Origin of the sequence: Mycobacterium sp. UM_Kg1, assembly GCF_000972925.1 — a bacterium.
Taxonomy (GTDB): Bacteria; Actinomycetota; Actinomycetes; order Mycobacteriales; family Mycobacteriaceae; genus Mycobacterium; species Mycobacterium hiberniae.
Genome location: NZ_JRMK01000107.1, coordinates 1 through 14,650, shown reverse-complemented (window position 1 = coordinate 14,650; position 14,650 = coordinate 1). Strand labels below are relative to the sequence as shown.

Sequence of the window (14,650 nt, the reverse complement as noted above, 5' to 3'; positions counted from 1 at the left end):
GATGTGTATAAGAGACAGCGGCCAGCCCCACGGTGAACCGCAGCACGCCGGGATGCTCGGCGCCCAGCGCGCGGGCCGCCAGCGGTCCGACGGCGTCGAATCGGCCGGCCCGCGCCGCGCACAGCGCGGCGGCGCTACCCGCCCAGGCCACCGCCATGTCGTCGGCGGCGGGATCGGCCAGGACCGTGGTGGCCAACTCGACGGCGCGGCCGATGTTTCCGGCGTTCATCGCGAAGGTGGCGCCGAGCGCATCGAGGGTGACGCGGGGGCGCGGGCCGCTGACCCGGCCCCGCGTGGCGGCCAGAAACGCGGTCGCGCGTTCCGGTTCGCCCAGCATGAAGAATTGGTTGGCGGCCCGCGGCAGCGCCCAGGCCATCAGGTCCGGTTCGTTCAGCGTGGCGGGGTCGACCGCCGACAGCACCTCGTCGGCGTCGCGGCCGCGGCCCTGCCAGCCCAGCGCATGCGCCAGGGCCAACCGTGCCGGCAGTCCGCCCGAGTGCTCCAGTGCCTGACGGGCCAATTTCTCGCCCAGCCGGGGATCGCCCAGCCGCATCGCCTGTTCGGCCGCATCCACCATCTGCGCGGCGGTCTGCGGGGCGTCACTGTCGGCGGCCAGCGCCGCCAGCCGCAACTGCTCGCCGATGTGGCGGCAGGGCGAGGTGGTCAGCACACCGACCACCTCGGTGCGCCGCGCGCGGGCGCCGGCATCGCCCAGCGCGGCGAGCGCCCGCTGGGCGAACAGCGGGTGCGCGGTGTAGACGACGGGGTCGCGTCCGTGGCCGCCGCGGACGCGGGTCTCCACGGCGCCGAGTTCCTCGGCTTGGCGGACCGCGTCGGCGCCGGTGAGGTTCTCCAGGTCGACCAGCGCCAGCGGCTCGCAGACGGCCAGGTAGTCCAGCACCGCACGAGCACCGGCGGGCAGCCCCGCTACGAAGGCGTCGATGTCCTGGCCGGCCGTGTCCGCATCGCCGGCCGGGATGTCGATCCGGGGCAACAGGTTGTCACTGCACAGCGCGGTGATCGGGGCCGCGGGAGAGCCGTCGGCGCGGCCGGTGACGATCATCCGGGCCGAGCCGGTCAACGCCAGCTGGTAGACCAGGGTGGCCGACAACAGATCGAGCTGGTGAGCGTCGTCGATCACCAGCACCAGCTCGCCTTCGCCGTCGGCCAGTGATGCTCGGGCCGCGCGCAGCAGTGCGGCGGGCTTGCCGATCTCGGACACCTCGACCAGATGGCTGAACGCGCCCAGCGGTACGCCGCGCTCGGTGGGAGTGCCGATCACCCAGCGCACCCGGGTGCCGGTGTGGCGCTGCGCGTAGTCTTCGGCGGCCAATCGGGCCAGGGTCGACTTGCCGCACCCGTCCGGACCGAGCACCACCGCACCGGCCCGGGCCCCGTCGTCGTCCAGAGCGGCGATGATCTGCTGCAAGGCCGCCGCATGTTCGGGGACGTTCCAGCGGATCGGCATCGCCGCAGAGTTTACGGTCTGAGCCCAGCGCCCGATAGCCTTTCGGTTGTGCGGTCGAGGCAATGGGCGGTGTGCGTGTACTGCGCGTCCGGCCCGCGCGATCCGGCGCTGCTGGCGCTGGCCGCCGAGGTCGGTGCGGCGATCGCCCGGCGCGGCTGGACGTTGGTGTGGGGAGGCGGCAACGTCTCGGCCATGGGTGCGCTCGCCGTGGCCGCCCGCGAGCACGGGGGACGGACGGTCGGGGTGATCCCCAAGGCCCTGCTGCACCGCGAGGTGGCCGATGTCGACGCCGACGAGTTGATCGTCACCGAGACCATGCGTGAGCGCAAGCAGGTGATGGATGACCGGGCGGACGTGTTCCTGACCCTGCCCGGCGGCATCGGCACGCTCGAAGAACTCTTCGAGACCTGGACCGCAGGGCATCTGGGGATGCACGACAAGGCGGTGGTGGTGTTGGATCCCGACGGGCACTACGCCGGGCTCTGGACGTGGCTGGCCGGTCTGGTCGACGCGGGGTTCGTCAACCCGCAGGCGATGCGCCGCCTACTGGTGTTCGATGACGTGGAGGCGGCGCTCGAAGCCTGTTCACCCGGTACCGCCGGTACCGATTAAGCTGCTGCTTCGTCAGTCGACCCCAGCGACCGCGAATTGAGGCGATAACGTGTCCGACCACGACTCCGGCACCGTCACCCGGGTGGGGCTGTTCGACGTGGTGGCCCGCACACCGCATCTGCTGGCCGACGCGCCGACCATCCTTCGCGGGCTGTGGACCGGACTGCGGGCCCGGCCCACCTCCAAGGCGTCGATCGGCAAGGTCTTCCAGGACCGCGCGGCCCAATGGGGCGACCGCGTGTTCATCCGGTTCGGCGACCAGCGACTGACCTACCGCGAGGCCAACGAGACAGTCAACCGCTACGCCGCGGTGCTGGCCGCACGCGGCGTCGGCCACGGCGACGTCGTGGGGATCATGTTGCGCAACTGCCCCGACGCGGTGCTGATGATGCTGGCCGTCGCCAAATGCGGCGGGGTCGCCGGCATGCTCAACTACCACCAGCGCGGCGATGTGCTCGCCCACAGTCTGGGGGTGCTGAACTCCACCCTGCTGGTCGCGGAGGCCGACCTGGTCGACGCGGTCAAGGACAGCGGCGCCCCCGACGAGCCGGTGACCATCGAGGAATTCCGGCGGCTGGCCGCCACCGCACCGGACGGCAACCCCGCCTCGGTCAACGCGGTACTGGCCAAGGACACCGCGTTCTACATCTTCACCTCCGGCACCACCGGCTACCCCAAGGCCAGCGTGATGACGCACTACCGCTGGTTGCGCGCCCTGGCGACATTCGGCGCCGTCGGGCTGCGGCTGCGCGGCAGCGACACCCTGTACTGCTGCCTGCCGCTCTACCACAACAACGCGCTGACCGTCGCGGTGTCGTCGGTGCTCAACGCCGGTGCCACCCTGGCCCTGGGCCGCTCGTTCTCGGCCTCGCGATTCTGGGACGAGGTGATCGCCGCAGACGCCACCGCCTTCGTCTACATCGGCGAGCTGTGCCGGTACCTGCTCAACCAGCCCCCGAAGCCGACCGACCGTGCCCACAAGGTGCGGGTGATCGCCGGCAACGGACTGCGGCCGGAGATTTGGGACGAATTCACCCAACGTTTCGGCATCAAGCGGGTCTGCGAGTTCTACGCCGCCAGCGAGAGCAACAGCGCGTTCCTCAACGTGTTCAACGTGCCCCGCAGCACAGGCGTGTACCCGCTGCGCCTGGCCTACGTGCACTACGACCCCGACACCGGGCTGCCGCTGCGCGGCGACGACGGCCGCGTGCGGCGTGTGCCGGCGGGACAGCCCGGGCTGTTGCTGAGCCCGGTGAACCGATTCTCACCCTTCGACGGCTACACCGACCCGGAGGCCAACGAGAAGAAGCTGGTACGCGACGCCTTCCGCGACGGCGACTGCTGGTTCAACACCGGCGACCTGATGCGCCCCCAGGGGATGGGGCACGCCGCCTTCGTCGACCGGCTCGGTGACACCTTCCGGTGGAAAGGCGAGAACGTCGCCACCACGCAGGTCGAGGCGGCGCTGGGCGCCGACGAGGCGATCGAGGAGTGCGCCGTCTACGGCGTAGAGGTGCCTGGCACCGGTGGCCGCGCCGGGATGGCCGCGGTCAAACTGCGCGACGGCGCCCAGTTCGACGGACCGGGGCTGGCCGCGTTGCTCTATGACCAGCTGCCCTCCTATGCGGTGCCGCTGTTCGTGCGGCTGGTCCCGTCGCTGGCCCACACCACCACGTTCAAGAGCCGCAAGGTCGAACTGCGCGGGCAGGGCTACGGCGGCGGAGACATCGAGGACCCGCTGTACGTGCTGGCCGGGCGCAACGAGGGCTACGTCCCCTACTACGCCGACTACCCCGGCGAAGTGGCCGCCGGCAAGCGACCGCAGGGCTGACCGAGGAGGGGCCGAGCCCCACCGGGCACCATAGACAGGTGCACACCTATTTCTGTGGACGCCCGGTGGCGGCCGGTCGTGCGCTCATCATGGCGATCATCAACCGCACCCCGGACTCCTTCTACGACGCGGGCGCCACGTTCACCGACGAGGCGGCCAAAGACGCGGTGCACCGCGCCGTCGCCGAGGGCGCCGACGTCATCGATGTCGGCGGAGTCAAAGCCGGACCGGGCCAGCCCGTGGACGCCGACGCCGAGACCGCCCGGGTGGTCCCGTTCATCGAGTGGCTGCGCGGGGCCTACCCCGACCAGCTGATCAGCGTGGACACCTGGCGGGCGGAGGTGGCCAAACGCGCCTGTGCTGCCGGCGCCGACCTGATCAACGACACCTGGGGCGGGATCGACCCCGGCCTGCCGGCGGTGGCCGCCGAATTCGGGGCGGGGCTGGTCTGCTCGCACACCGGCGGAGCCCAGCCGCGCACCCGCCCCTTCCGGGTCAGCTACGGCACGCAGGTCGACGGGGTGGTGACAGCGGTGATCGACGAGGTCACCGCGGCCGCGCACGCAGCGGTGGCGGCCGGGGTGGACCGCGAGCGGGTTCTGATCGATCCCACCCACGATTTCGGCAAGAACACCTTTCACGGGCTAGCGTTGCTGCGACACACGGAGGACTTGGTCGGTACCGGATGGCCGGTGCTGATGGCGCTCTCCAACAAAGACTTCATCGGGGAGACTCTTGGTGTGGGTCTCACCGAGCGTCTCGACGGAACGTTGGCGGCCACCGCATGGGCGGCGGCCGCCGGAGCCCGGATGTTTCGGGTTCACGAGGTCGGGCCTACCCGGCGCGTCCTGGAGATGGTGGCATCGATCCAGGGTGTCCGGGCCCCGACCCGCACAGTAAGGGGATTGGCATGACCGCCGGCGACGCAGCGCGACACGACGCTCAGGAGTGGCGCATATGACCGAGCTGGTCTCAGCGCCGGGCGACACCCGGATGTCCGGGCGTACCTGGACGCGGCCGCAGTGGACGGTGGCCGAGCTGCTGGCGGCTAAGGCCGAGACGGGTCGCAGCATCTCGGTGGTGCTGCCGGCCCTCAACGAGCAGGCGACCATCGAGTCGGTCATCGACAGCATCACCCCGCTGGTCGACAACCTGGTCGACGAACTGATCGTGCTGGACTCCGGTTCCACCGACGACACCGAGATCCGGTCCATCGCCGCCGGCGCTCGCGTCGTCAGCCGCGAACAGGCCGTCCCCGAAGTCCCCCCGCAGCCCGGCAAGGGGGAGGCCCTCTGGCGGTCGCTGGCCGCCACCAGCGGCGACATCGTGGTGTTCGTGGACTCCGACCTGATCGATCCCGACCCGATGTTCGTGCCGCACCTGGTCGGGCCGCTGCTCACCGCGGACGGGGTCCACCTGGTCAAGGGCTTCTACCGGCGGCCGCTGAAGGTCAACGGCACCGAGGACGCCACCGGCGGGGGCCGGGTCACCGAGCTGGTGGCCCGACCGCTGCTGACCGCGCTGCGGCCCGACCTGGGCGCGGTGCTGCAACCGTTGGGCGGGGAGTACGCGGGCACTCGCGAGCTGCTGGCATCGGTTCCGTTCGCCCCCGGCTACGGGGTGGAGATCGGCCTGTTGATCGACACCTACGATCGGCTGGGCCTGGAGGCGATCGCCCAGGTCAACCTGGGTGTGCGGGCCCATCGCAACCGCCCGTTGGCGGAATTGGCCGTGATGAGCCGCCAAGTCGTCGCCACCTTGCTGTCGCGCTGCGGCGTCCCGGACTCCGGGGTGGGACTGACCCAGTTCTTCGCCGACGGCCCGGACGGTATGGACTACCTGCCGCAGACCACGCCGCTGTCGCTGGTGGACCGGCCGCCGATGAACACCCTGCGCCAGCGTTGACCTGAGGGGAATCGCGGCAACCCCGATCGCCGATGAGGCACTATCGATGCCGTGACACTGGTGTTGCTCTACCTCGTTGTGCTCGTGCTGATCGCTCTGTTGCTGTTCGGCGTCGCCAGCACGCTGTTCGGCCGGGGTGAACCGCTGCCCCCGCTGCCGCGGGCGACGACGGCCACCATGCTGCCGGCATCGGGCGTCACCGGCGCCGATGTGGAGGCGGTGAAGTTCTCCCAGGTGCTGCGGGGTTACAACACCGCCGAAGTCGACTGGGTGCTGGAACGCCTCGGCGCCGAGCTCGACCAACTGCGCGGTCAGCTTGCCGCGGCGCAGGCGGCCGCTGCGAACGCGCCGGAGCCACGTTGATCCCGGCGCCCGACGACGACCGGGTCCGGTGCGGCTGGGTCGACATCGGGTCGCAGCTCTACCGCGACTACCACGATCAGGAGTGGGGCCGCCCAGTGCGCGAGCCGACGGCGCTGTTCGAGCGGATCAGCCTGGAAGCCTTCCAGAGCGGACTGTCGTGGCTGGTGATTCTGCGCAAGCGGGACAATTTCCGGCGTGCGTTCGCCGGATTCGACGTGGAGACCATCGCGCGGTTCACCGACGCCGACGTGGCCCGGCTGATGGACGACGCCGGCATCGTGCGCAACCGGGCCAAGATCGAGGCGACGATCGCCAACGCGCGGGCGACCATTGCCCTGGGATCGACCGATCTGGTGGACCTGCTGTGGTCGTTCGCGCCGCCGCCACGGCCACGGCCGGCCGACTTGTCGGCAATTCCGGCGGTGACGCCGGAATCGACAGCGATGGCACGCGAATTGAAGCGGCGCGGCTTCCGATTCGTGGGACCCACCACCGCGTATGCGTTGATGCAGGCCACGGGCATGGTGGACGACCACGTTCGGGCATGTTGGGTGCCACCGGTAAGCCTTTAGATCCACTAAAATGCACTTCGGAATCGGGTCTTGTGCACGCGCCGTCTTCGATAGGGGAGAATGGCAGAGTGAATTTGCAGTTCGATGCTGGATGCTGCGGCTGGCGTGCACACCCGGCGCGGAACATGGGCACGGCCTGCGGGCTGGTACCTGGAGGGAGCACTCGATGGCGGCGATGAAGCCCCGGACCGGTGACGGTCCGTTGGAAGCGACCAAAGAGGGGCGTGGCATCGTGATGCGAGTACCGCTTGAGGGCGGTGGACGACTGGTCGTCGAGTTGACTCCCGATGAGGCCGCCGCGCTCGGCGACGAGCTCAAAGCGGTCACCAGCTAACAGATCAAGCGAGGCGGTTCGTCCTGTGGGCGAACCGGCTTCGGCTTGGCACGGTGGTGCTAGCGGCCCGCCGCTCGGTAGACGGCCAGTGTCTGCTCGGCTACCCGCGCCCAGGAGAAGACCTCCTCGCAGCGGCGCCGGCCGGCGTCGCCGTAACGCTGGGCGCGTTCGGGGTCGGTCACCAGCGCGTTGACGGCGGCGGCCAGGTCGGCGTGATAGCTGTCGGGGTCGGCGCCGTCGTAGTGCACCAGGGTGCCGGTCACCCCGTCGGAGACCACCTCCGGGATACCCCCCACATCCGAGGCGACCACCGCTGTGCCGCAGGCCATCGCCTCCAGATTGACGATGCCCAACGGTTCGTAGACCGACGGGCACACAAAAACGGTTGCCGCGCAGAGCAGTTCGCGAATCTGTCGGGCAGGCAGCGTTTCCTGCACCCAGAACACCCCGCTGCGGGTGGCGGCCAGCTCGGCCACGGCGGCACTGACCTCTGCGGCGATCTCGGGCGTGTCAGGGGCACCCGCACACAGCACCAGCTGCGCCTCCGGGTCGAACCGGTGGGCGGCGGCCACGAGGTGGGCCACGCCCTTCTGCCGGGTGATCCGCCCGACGAAAGCCACCATCGGCCGGTCCGGGTCCACACCGAGTTCGGCCGGCAGCGAATCGGGCCCGACCGGCTGCGGGCGCCACACGTCGGTGTCGATGCCGCTGTAGATCACGTGCACGCGGTTCGGCCGCAGGGTCGGGTAGACCCGCAGCAGATCCTCACGCATGGCCGAGCTGACCGCGATGACCGCGTCCGCGGCCGTCGTGGCCTCCTTCTCGACCCAGCTCGAGACCCGGTAGCCGCCGCCCAGCTGCTCGGCCTTCCACGGGCGCAGCGGTTCCAGGGAATGCGCGGTGAGCACATGCGGGATGTCGTGCAGCAGCGCGGCCAGCCGGCCCGCCAGGGCGGTGTACCAGGTATGGGAGTGCGCGACATCGGCGGTGCTGACGGCGTCGACCATCGTCAGGTCGGCCGACAGCGTGCCAAGCGCCGGATTGGCATCGCGCAGTGCGGGATCGGGCTGATGGGCGTGCGCACCGGGCCGCGGCGCCCCGATGCAGTGCACGTCGACATGGCACAGCCGCCGCAGCGCTTCGACCAGGTTGGTGACGTGGACGCCCGCACCGCCGTAGATCTCTGGCGGGTATTCCCGCGTCAGCATCGCCACCCGCATAACCCGCACGGTAGCGGGCGCCGGTCGGCGGCCGCGCGGCGGATCGACCCGCGAGCGGCGACCCGCCCTTTGTAAAGAACGGTCGTCAATCGTGCGGTCAACCTGGCAGGGCTTCGAAGGGGCCGATAGGTTTGTGGCCATGAGGGAAGTGCCGCACGTCCTGGGCATCGTCCTGGCCGGTGGTGAGGGTAAGCGGCTGCACCCCTTGACCGCGGACCGGGCGAAGCCGGCGGTCCCTTTCGGGGGCGCCTATCGGTTGATCGACTTTGTGCTGTCCAATCTGGTCAATGCGCGCTACTTGCGGATCTGTGTTCTGACGCAGTACAAATCGCATTCACTGGACCGTCACATCTCGCAGAATTGGCGACTGAGCGGCCTGGCGGGGGAGTACATCACCCCGGTGCCGGCCCAGCAGCGGCTGGGGCCGCGCTGGTACACCGGGTCTGCCGACGCCATCTACCAGTCGCTCAATCTGATCTTCGACGAGGATCCGGACTACATCGTGGTTTTCGGGGCCGACCACGTCTACCGGATGGACCCCGAGCAGATGGTGCGCTTCCACATCGACAGTGGGGCCGGGGCGACCGTCGCCGGAGTACGGGTTCCGCGCGCCGAGGCGTCGTCGTTCGGCTGCATCGACGCCGACGAATCCGGCCGGGTCCGCGGTTTCCTGGAGAAGCCCGCGAACCCGCCCGGCACACCCGGGGACCCCGACAGCACGTTTGTCTCGATGGGTAACTACGTCTTCACCACCAAGGTGCTCATCGATGCGATCCGCGCCGACGCCGACGACGACCACTCAGACCACGACATGGGCGGCGACATCATGCCGCGCCTGGTGGCCGACGGGATGGCCGCGGTCTACGACTTCTCCGACAACGAGGTGCCCGGCGCCACCGAGCGCGACCGGGGTTACTGGCGTGATGTGGGAACCCTGGACGCGTTCTACGACGCACACATGGACCTGGTCTCGGCGCATCCGGTCTTCAACCTGTACAACACCCGCTGGCCGATTCACGGCGCCACCGAGAATCTGGCGCCGGCGAAGTTCGTCAACGGCGGCTCCGCTCAGGAGTCGGTGGTGGGTGCGGGCAGCGTCATCTCCGCGGGATCGGTGCGCAATTCGGTGCTGTCGTCGAACGTGGTGATCGATGACGGAGCGATCGTCGAGGACAGCGTGCTGATGCCCGGCGTGCGGGTGGGCCGCGGCGCGGTGGTGCGCCACGCCATCCTGGACAAGAACGTCGTGGTGGGGCCCGGCGAGATGATCGGTGTCGACCTGCAGAAGGACCGGGAACGCTTCTCCATCAGCGCCGGCGGTGTGGTGGCCGTCGGCAAGGGCATCTGGATCTAGCGGCCGCCGGGACCTAGAACGGCTCCTCGGCGCCGCCGGGGTTGCAGCCATTGGCGAGCAGGTCCAGCGTGCTCACGTCCGGGCGCCACGGCTCCAGATTCCAGCTGGTCTTGCCGGGCTGGATGAACTCCACGAACTGCCAGTGGCACAGGAACTGGGCGCGCATCCCGGCGGTGTTGGCCTCCGGGTTGCGTTTGACCACCTCCGACCAGGCCTGCTCGCCCTGACGCAGGGTGCCGACCTCGCCGGCCTCGGTCCGGCCGGTGCCGGTGGGATAGACCCGCAGGCTGCTGCCGCCGTCGTAGGTCACCCACTGGGTGTGCTGGACGTACGGGGCCGCGCTGATGCCCGCAGCCCCCAGGAAGCCACCCGCGCCGCCCAGGCCGCCGGCGCCGCCCTGCCCGCCGAGGCCGCCGTCGCCGCCGCGGCCGAACAACACGCCGCCGGCGCCGCCCGCGCCGCCGTCGCCGCCGCCCTCGGCTTCGTCGCCGCCCTGCCCGCCGAGGCCGCCGTCGCCGCCGCGGCCCATCCACCAGGCCCCGGCGCCGCCCACGCCGCCGTCGCCGCCGATGTCGCCGTAGCCGCCGGTTCCGCCGGTGCCGCCGGTACCGAGCAGGATGCCGATGCCCACGCCGCCGGTGCCGCCGGTACCGCCGGTCTCACCCGTGCCACCGGTGCCGCCGGTGCCGCCCACCCCCATGAACCAGCCGCCGGCCCCGCCGTCGCCGCCGGCCGCCCCTTCGCCGCCCATTCCGCCGGCTCCACCGTTGCCGAAGAAGCCCGCATCGCCGCCGGCCCCGGCGACGCCGTCGATACCCGCGATCCCGGCGCCGCCGTCGCCGAAGAGGAATCCGCCGTCGCCGGCGTCGCCGAACCAGCCCCACTGGCCCAGCAGGCTGGTGTTGACGCCGTCGAACCCGTCGATGCCGTTGCCGATCAGATCGCGACCGAACAGCGCGACGAACGGGGCGTTGATCAGGCCCAGGCTGAGCTCGCCGAACGGGCTGGCAAGCCACTGCTGCAGGCCTTCGTGCAACGGGGCGTAGATGAACTGGTTCAGCCACTCGGCGGTGTCGAACTGGTTAGCGCCGGGCACGGCCAGCACCGCGTCGATGACGTCGGAGAACAGCTTGTTGGTGGCCGGATCGAGCTGCTCGGTGAAGGACTGCACCAGCGCCATCAGGCTGCCCAGATCGAACCCGTCGGCCGCACTTCCGGCGACCGCCGCAGGTTCGGCGACGTCGAACAGCCAATCCCAGTCCGCCTGGGCGGGAGCGGCGGTCAGCAGCGGGTTGATTCCCACCAGTACGGCGCCCGCCGCTGCGGCGGCCATCCGGGCCGGGATGAGGGTGCGGCCCGCAGCGCCGCTGCCGGCGCCCCGCCTGATTACGCGCATGGGTTCGTCTATCTCCCCGGGTAGGAACTAACAGTTTCTGCTTAGGGAACTGTAAGCCAAGAGCGTCTCTGTGGCATCCGGAGTGGCGGGGCTGTCGCCGCGCCGTCTCACCAGAGGTGCGGCATCAGGCGGTATCGCACCCGGGCGGTGTACTCGCGGTAGCCGGGGAGTTCCTCGGTCAGCATGCGCTCCTCATCGAGGAGGCGCACGGCCAGCAGCGCAACGGCCGGCAGGAGAAAGGCCAGCCCCCAGCGTTCATGGCTGCCCTCCTAGGTGGTCAGGTCCCGGCGCCGCAACCCCCACAGGCCCACCGCGATCAGGCCGATGTCGATGGCCAGCAGAGCGACCAGCGGCACGGCGCTGAAGGTGCCCTCGGAGCGGGGGCCGACCAGCGGGATGTGGGCGAACGGTTCGAGGTCGAGGACCCACTGCGGCGCTCCCGCGATGGTGCCCAGCAGGTACAGCGCGATGAAGCCGATCAGAACCGCCCATGCGGCGGGCGCCAGGCGCGGGACGAGCCCGTAGCCCGCGACCGCCACCGCCGCGGGCAGCCAGACCGCCGGCAGCTGGACCGCGGCGCTGCCCACCACGGTGGGAAGCTGCGCGGCGGTGTCGCCGGCGGTGGCCGCGTAGACGACTCCGGCCACCAGTCCGGCAACCAGCAATGCGATCCTCGAACCCGCCAGGGCCACCGCCAGATGACTTGCCAGCCATCGTGTCCGCGACAACGAGCCGGCGAGCAGGGTCTCGGCGCGCCCGGTGGTCTCCTCCTGGCGCGGCCGCAGCGCCAGCGACACCGCGAAGGCGGCGGCGACCATGCCCAGCATGGTGAACGCCACCGCCACGAACGCGTGCTCGAGCGCCGCGGTGCCGCCCAGTCGCACCACGACGTCGCGGGCGCGGTCGCTGCCCACCGCGTCGCCGATCCCGTGCACCACGCTGCCCACGAGCAGCCCGTAGAGCGCCAGGGCGGTCGTCCACAGCAGCAGCGCCCCACGGTCCAGCCGCCACGCCAGCCCGAACGCCCCACGCAGGGCCGGCGCCGCCGTGCGTGGACCGGGACGTTCGGCCAGTAGGCCGGCGCCGACATCACGGCGGGAGGCCAGCCGGTAGGCCAGCGCGGTCAATGCGGCTGCCGTCGCCAGGGGCAGTGCCAGCACCCACCAGCGGTCGCCGGCATAGGGCCGTACCTGCAGTGACCAGCCCAGCGGCGACAGCCAGGACAGCGCACCCGATCCGGCATCGCCCACGGCGCGCAGCGTGAATGCCCCGGCAAGCACGCCGAACGCGGCGCCGCGGGCGAACCGGGCGCCGGGCGACAGTTGGGCGGTGACCGCGGCCACCGCGGTGAACACCAGCCCGGAGCAGGCCAGCGCTGCCCCGAACGCCCACGATCCCGCGGCGGGCACGTCGGTGGTCAGCAGGCCCGCGGTACCGATGGCTCCGGTGGCCACCGATGCGCCCGCCGCCAGCAGCAGGGCGCTGGTCAGTCCGGCATGACGGCCCACGGCGGTGGAGTCGATCAACTCGGTGCGGCCCGCCTCCTCGTCGGCGCGGGTGTGCCGGATCACCGTGAGGATCACCGCGACCCCGATGAGCAGGTGGAAGATTCCGGCCTTCCAGATGCCCACCGCGCCCAGGGAGTCGTTGTAGACCTGCCCGTACATCGCACGCTGGGCCGGGCTGGCCATGATGGTTGCGGCCAGGCCGGCACGATCGGCCGCGGTGGGATAGATCGCCTGGATGCTCGCGATGTAGACACCCGCCAGCGGCAGCGACAGCAGCAGCACCCACAGGGGCAACACGATGCGGTCGCGGCGCAGGGACAGGTGCAGCAACCCGAGCGTGCCGGCCAGCGCCAGACGGTCCCGGCGGGGCGCCGGCATTGCCGGCGGCACGGCCAGGGCAGTCATGCGCGCACCGCGTCGTAGTGGCGCAAGAACAGTTCCTCGAGGGTGGGGGGCCGGCTGGTGAGGCTGCGCACTCCGGCGGTGCCGAGCACCGCGATCAGTTCCCCGAGGCTGGCGCTGTCGACCTGGGCATGCAGCACGGTGCCGGTGTAGTGCACGTCGGCCACGCCCGGGATGCGGGTCAGGTCGCCGGGGTCGCGCATCAGATCGGCCACGATGGAGGTGCGGCGCAGGTGCCGCAGGGCGTCCAGTGAACCGCTCTCGACCGCGCGTCCGGCCCGGATGATCGTGACCCGGTGGCACAGCGCCTCGGTCTCGGCCAGGATGTGGCTGGACAACAGCACGGTGGCGCCGCGCCGGTTCGCCTCGGTAACGCACTGCTGGAACACGTTTTCCATCAACGGGTCCAGGCCGCTGCTGGGTTCGTCGAGCACCAGCAGCCGGGCATGCGAGGCGAACGCGGAGATCAGGGAGACCTTCTGACGATTGCCCTTGGAGTAGCTGCGGGCTTTCTTGCTCGGATCCAGGTCGAAGCGTTCGATGAGCTCGTCGCGGCGGCGTTCGTCGATACCGCCGCGCATCCGGGCCAGCAGATCGATGATCTCGCCGCCGGTCAATGCCGGCCACAGGGTGACATCGCCTGGGACGTAGGCGATCTGGCGGTGTAGTTCGACCGCGTCGGACCAGGGGTCGCCACCGAGCAGTCGCACGGTGCCGCCATCGGCCCGGGCCAGGCCCAGCAGGATGCGGATCGTGGTGGATTTGCCGGAGCCGTTCGGGCCGAGGAAACCGTGCACTTCCCCGGCCTGCACGCTCAGATCCAGACCGTCGAGCGCGATGACCCGCCCGAATCTCTTCTCCAGTCCCCGGACTTCGATTGCCGTCCCGCTGCTCTCATTGCGCATCGGTGGTTCCTCCTTGCTCGGCTTCCAGGAAGGCGTCGTACATGGTGCGGTCGGCCAGCAGCCCGTCGGTGTAGAGCTCAAGGGCGGGCAGCACCATCTCGCGGGCGTAATCGCGCAGCACCGCACGCAGATCGTCCGGGTTCTCGTGCATCTGCAGATAGAGCAGGAATCCGCCTCCGCCGGTGACCGCCAGGTAGCGGGCCCGGGCCTTCGGGTCGCGACTGGGTTTGAGGGTCCCAGCCCGGACACCCTCGGCCAGATAGCTCTCGGTGTTGTCGATCATCCGGCGCCACAACGTGTTTGCCAGCTCGCCGCCAGACTGCATGCTGCGGGCCAGGTAGGCCATCAGGGGCGCATAGGACTCGATTTCGGCCATCTGGGCGAACCACGTCGCGGGGTCTGCGGAGCGCATCGCCTCGGACTTTTCGGTGCGGATCACTTCGGCGACATAGGCGTCGCAGGCTTGGCGCAGGCCGTCTTTGGACCGGAAATGGTGGATGACGAGTCCCGCGCTCACCCCGGCAGACTCAGCGATGGCCCGGATGCTCACGCCGAAGCCGTGCCGTCCGAACTGTTCGATGGCCGCGTCGCGGATTCTCGCCGCGGCCGTCAGGTCCGCTGAACGCATGTTCAATACGCTAAACGCGCATTCAGTCGCGCGTCAAGCATCGGATGACGATAGGTGTCTCGGAGAATGCGGGTGCACCCCGCAGCGGGCCGGCGCCGGTCAGTCGCGGACGGCGGCCAGCAGTCCGTCGCCCAGCGGCTGTCTCTTATACA

Annotated in this window: 13 protein-coding genes and 2 pseudogenes; 8 read left to right on the top strand and 7 right to left on the bottom strand. The window is 70.4% G+C overall.

Annotated features, from left to right (window positions below; genetic code table 11):
- Nucleotides 1–1,468 (bottom strand): ATPase AAA (locus tag LI92_RS15660; RefSeq protein ID WP_046320379.1); only part of this gene is annotated, 1,468 nt, incomplete at its 3' end.
- Between the two features lie 48 nt (nt 1,469–1,516).
- Between LI92_RS15660 and log the strand changes: the two genes are divergently transcribed.
- The 7 genes from log (at nt 1,517) to LI92_RS15625 (ending at nt 7,085) form a co-directional block, all read left to right on the top strand.
- Nucleotides 1,517–2,080 (top strand): cytokinin riboside 5'-monophosphate phosphoribohydrolase, encoded by a 564-nt coding sequence (log, locus tag LI92_RS15655; RefSeq protein ID WP_286135135.1) that lies wholly within the window; start codon nt 1,517–1,519, stop codon nt 2,078–2,080.
- Between the two features lie 49 nt (nt 2,081–2,129).
- Nucleotides 2,130–3,911, top strand: coding sequence for a long-chain-acyl-CoA synthetase FadD6 (gene fadD6 / locus LI92_RS15650; RefSeq protein WP_046320377.1), 1,782 nt, complete (start codon nt 2,130–2,132; stop codon nt 3,909–3,911).
- A gap of 89 nt (nt 3,912–4,000) precedes the next feature.
- Nucleotides 4,001–4,825 (top strand): dihydropteroate synthase, encoded by an 825-nt coding sequence (gene folP / locus LI92_RS15645; RefSeq protein ID WP_286135138.1) that lies wholly within the window; start codon nt 4,001–4,003, stop codon nt 4,823–4,825.
- Between the two features lie 43 nt (nt 4,826–4,868).
- On the top strand, nt 4,869–5,816 hold the full coding sequence (locus tag LI92_RS15640; protein WP_046320373.1) for a glucosyl-3-phosphoglycerate synthase: 948 nt from the start codon (nt 4,869–4,871) through the stop codon (nt 5,814–5,816).
- A gap of 51 nt (nt 5,817–5,867) precedes the next feature.
- A complete protein-coding gene (locus LI92_RS15635) occupies nt 5,868–6,179 on the top strand; it encodes a DivIVA domain-containing protein (RefSeq protein ID WP_046320371.1) in 312 nt (103 codons plus the stop codon).
- Nucleotides 6,179–6,751 (top strand): DNA-3-methyladenine glycosylase I, encoded by a 573-nt coding sequence (locus LI92_RS15630; protein WP_046320384.1) that lies wholly within the window; start codon nt 6,179–6,181, stop codon nt 6,749–6,751. Before LI92_RS15635 ends, LI92_RS15630 begins: the two co-directional genes overlap by 1 nt.
- 166 nt (nt 6,752–6,917) lie before the next feature.
- A complete protein-coding gene (locus LI92_RS15625; protein WP_003885506.1) occupies nt 6,918–7,085 on the top strand; it encodes a DUF3117 domain-containing protein in 168 nt (55 codons plus the stop codon).
- Nucleotides 7,086–7,144: 59 nt separating this feature from the next.
- Here LI92_RS15625 and glgA read toward each other — a convergent pair whose 3' ends face one another.
- Complete coding sequence (gene glgA / locus LI92_RS15620; RefSeq protein WP_046320367.1) at nt 7,145–8,305, bottom strand: glycogen synthase; 1,161 nt, start codon at nt 8,303–8,305, stop codon at nt 7,145–7,147.
- 139 nt (nt 8,306–8,444) lie between these two features.
- Between glgA and glgC the strand changes: the two genes are divergently transcribed.
- Complete coding sequence (gene glgC / locus LI92_RS15615) at nt 8,445–9,659, top strand: glucose-1-phosphate adenylyltransferase (RefSeq protein ID WP_046320366.1); 1,215 nt, start codon at nt 8,445–8,447, stop codon at nt 9,657–9,659.
- Nucleotides 9,660–9,672: 13 nt separating this feature from the next.
- Here glgC and LI92_RS24650 read toward each other — a convergent pair.
- From LI92_RS24650 to LI92_RS15595, 5 genes and pseudogenes are all read right to left on the bottom strand, one after another.
- Nucleotides 9,673–10,605 (bottom strand): annotated as a pseudogene (locus tag LI92_RS24650) (DUF2599 domain-containing protein); the annotation flags it as partial.
- 557 nt (nt 10,606–11,162) lie between these two features.
- Nucleotides 11,163–11,306, bottom strand: a pseudogene (locus LI92_RS24520) (isoprenylcysteine carboxylmethyltransferase family protein); the annotation flags it as partial.
- Nucleotides 11,307–11,324: 18 nt separating this feature from the next.
- Nucleotides 11,325–12,968: an efflux permease Rv1217c-related protein gene (locus LI92_RS15605; protein ID WP_152665500.1), complete on the bottom strand. Its 1,644-nt coding sequence runs from the start codon at nt 12,966–12,968 to the stop codon at nt 11,325–11,327.
- Complete coding sequence (locus LI92_RS15600) at nt 12,965–13,870, bottom strand: ABC transporter ATP-binding protein (protein ID WP_046320365.1); 906 nt, start codon at nt 13,868–13,870, stop codon at nt 12,965–12,967. The genes LI92_RS15605 and LI92_RS15600 overlap by 4 nt, the downstream gene beginning before the upstream one ends.
- Nucleotides 13,860–14,498, bottom strand: a complete 639-nt coding sequence (locus LI92_RS15595) for a TetR/AcrR family transcriptional regulator (protein ID WP_046320364.1) — start codon at nt 14,496–14,498, stop codon at nt 13,860–13,862. The genes LI92_RS15600 and LI92_RS15595 overlap by 11 nt, the downstream gene beginning before the upstream one ends.
- Nucleotides 14,499–14,650 lie beyond the last annotated feature (152 nt).

Bases quoted from the DNA above. Each gene is read 5' to 3' on its own strand.
- LI92_RS15625 (WP_003885506.1), top strand. From the start codon at position 6,918: ATGGCGGCGATGAAGCCCCGGACCGGTGACGGTCCGTTGGAAGCGACC.
- folP (WP_286135138.1), top strand. From the start codon at position 4,001: ATGGCGATCATCAACCGCACCCCGGACTCCTTCTACGACGCGGGCGCC.
- LI92_RS15600 (WP_046320365.1), bottom strand. From the start codon at position 13,870: ATGCGCAATGAGAGCAGCGGGACGGCAATCGAAGTCCGGGGACTGGAG.
- LI92_RS15640 (WP_046320373.1), top strand. From the start codon at position 4,869: ATGACCGAGCTGGTCTCAGCGCCGGGCGACACCCGGATGTCCGGGCGT.
- LI92_RS15605 (WP_152665500.1), bottom strand. From the start codon at position 12,968: ATGACTGCCCTGGCCGTGCCGCCGGCAATGCCGGCGCCCCGCCGGGAC.
- glgC (WP_046320366.1), top strand. From the start codon at position 8,445: ATGAGGGAAGTGCCGCACGTCCTGGGCATCGTCCTGGCCGGTGGTGAG.
- glgA (WP_046320367.1), bottom strand. From the start codon at position 8,305: ATGCGGGTGGCGATGCTGACGCGGGAATACCCGCCAGAGATCTACGGC.
- LI92_RS15595 (WP_046320364.1), bottom strand. From the start codon at position 14,498: ATGCGTTCAGCGGACCTGACGGCCGCGGCGAGAATCCGCGACGCGGCC.